Raw genomic sequence first — 2,433 nt, forward strand, 5'->3', positions numbered from 1 at the left:
CTCTTGAAGCACCATGGTTGGCGAAATATTAGGCCACGTCCAGCACATCCCAAGAAAGTAGACTCTCAAACCATTGTCGCGTCTAAAAATAAAATCTCAATTCAAGAAGAAAAGAAAGCGCTTTAAAACCAGTAGACCTTTTCGTAAGGTTTGCTTGATGTACCAAGATGAGGCTGGTTTCGGTAGAATCAGTAAACTGGGATCTTGTTGGGCTCCAATAGGAGTAGGTCCACATGTCCATAGTCATTATATACGAGAATTTTGCTATTGTTATGGAGCTGTTGATGCCCATACAGGCGAATCATTTTTCTTAATCGCTGGTGGATGTCATACTGAGTGGATGAACGCCTTTTTAGAAGAGCTTTCACAAGCTTATTCAGATGATTATCTTTTACTCGTTATGGACAATGCCATATGGCATAATAAAAGCGCTGAATCGGTCAATCAGGCTCTAAAACTCATCTTAAAACAAGACAAGATTCTGTCCATCACGGCAGATAATGGTACAGAATTTAACCGCTTGTCTGATGTATTTTCTGAGGAACATATCTATTATGCGCACCCCTATGCCTCTTGGGAAAAGGGGAACTGATGAGAATCACAACAGGCTCATTCGGAGATGGTTACCTAAGGGAACTAAGAAAACGACTCCCAAAGAAGTCGCATTCATCTAAAATTGGATTAATAACTATCCTAAAAAATGCTTGAACTACAAATCACCCAGAGAAGACTGCTTGATGGCTAACTTGAACTTGAAATTTGGCTTTTTTGAAAAAATAGGTAAAAAGTTTAAAAACTCGAAGAAAACTCTTGACAAATCCTGCAAATATTTATATAATCTATGGTAGTAAGGTAGTCTTACGAAAAAATATTTTAAAGAAAAACAAAGGAGATAAAACGATGAAAAAAGTTTTATTGACAAGCGCAGTCGCTCTTGCAGCATTTGGTGCTGTACAAGCTGTTTCAGCTGATACAGCAACTTTTAGTGAGGCTAATGTTCAAACATTGCCAAATGCTAAACCTGCAGCTGATGAGAGAACAGAACCAAGTGCAGAAGTTTCTAAACTCTTTAAAGAAGCAGCAGAAGCAGCAGAAGCAGCAGCTAAACGTGGAGAAGAAGCAAGTGGTAAAGTTAATACTACTGAAAATGGTGATTTGACTATTGATGATATTAAGTCTCACCTTGCATCTCAACAATCTCAACAATCTAATAAACAAAGAGTTGTTACCGATAGATATGTTAAGGTTTATGATAAAGAAGGTAATGAACTGAAACTTGATGGTAAAGCAGTTGAGATTAAGTATGAAAAATCAGCTAAAAGTACTGTTGAAGTTAAAACTAAACGTGGAACATATAAATTAACAGTTCGAGTACAAAATGGTAAAGCAACCCTTTTGGAAATTCCTCAACTAGTAGCTTCTGCTGAAAAACCAGCTGCTCAAGCAGCATGGGTTCAATCAGGTTCTCGCTGGTGGTACAAACACGCTGATGGTTCTTACACAACTAATGGTTGGGAAAAAATCAACGGAACTTGGTACTATTTTGACCAAGCTGGTTGGATGGCAACTGGTTGGGTTAAAGACAATGGTACTTGGTACTACCTAAACGACAACGGTTCAATGGCAACTGGTTGGGTTAAAGATAACGGTACTTGGTACTACTTGAAATCATCAGGTTCAATGGCAACTGGTTGGTATCAAGTTGGTGGTAAATGGTACTACTCATACGCGTCAGGAGCTCTTGCAGTTAATACAACTGTAGATGGTTATAAAGTAAACCACAACGGTGAGTGGGTTAAATAATCCAAGATAATTTAAAACGGCTCTTTGTCAACTGTAGTGGGTTGAAGTCAGCTAAGCTCGAGAAAGGACAAATTTCGTCCTTTCTTTTTTGATGTTCAGAGCGATAAAAATCCGTTTTTTGAAGTTTTCAAAGTTCCGAAATCCAAAGGCATTTCGTTTGATAAGCTTAATGAGATTATTGGTTGCTTCTAATTTGGCGTTAGAATAGTGTAGTTGAAGGGCATTGACAATCTTTTCTTTATCCTTTAGAAAGGTTTTAAAGACAGTCTGAAAAAGAGGATGAACCTGCTTTAGATTGTCCTCAATAAGTCCGAAAAATTTGTCAGGCTCCTTGTTCTGGAAGTGAAAAAGTAAGAGCTGATAGAGATTGTAGTGGTGTTTCAAGTCTTCTGAATAGCTCAAAAGCTTGTCAAGAATCTCTTTATTGGTTAAGTGCATACGAAAAGTAGGGCGATAAAAACGTTTATCGCTGAGTTTACGACTATCCTGTTGAATGAGTTTCCAGTAGCGTTTAATAGCCTTGTATTCATGGGATTTTCGTTCAAACTGATTCATAATTTGGACACGGACACGACTCATAGCACGGCTAAGATGTTGCACAATGTGAAAGCGATCCAGAACGATTTTAGC

Annotated in this window: 1 protein-coding gene and 3 pseudogenes; 3 read left to right on the top strand and 1 reads right to left on the bottom strand. The window is 38.1% G+C overall.

The features are described 5' to 3' along the window. From HT729_RS10780 to HT729_RS12635, 3 pseudogenes are all read left to right on the top strand, one after another. A pseudogene (locus HT729_RS10780) lies at positions 1-421 on the top strand (transposase); the annotation flags it as partial. Further along, a pseudogene (locus HT729_RS11800) lies at positions 422-848 on the top strand (IS30 family transposase); the annotation flags it as partial. Between the two features lie 661 nt (positions 849-1,509). After that, positions 1,510-1,803 (top strand): annotated as a pseudogene (locus HT729_RS12635) (N-acetylmuramoyl-L-alanine amidase family protein); the annotation flags it as partial. 51 nt (positions 1,804-1,854) lie between these two features. On the opposite strand, the gene HT729_RS10795 reads toward HT729_RS12635, so the two are convergent. Beyond that, positions 1,855-2,433, bottom strand: a 579-nt coding sequence (locus HT729_RS10795; protein ID WP_172932011.1) for a transposase, incomplete at its 5' end; no start/stop codon positions are given.

This window comes from Streptococcus sp. 79 (assembly GCF_013277425.1).
Lineage (GTDB): Bacteria > Bacillota > Bacilli > Lactobacillales > Streptococcaceae > Streptococcus > Streptococcus pseudopneumoniae.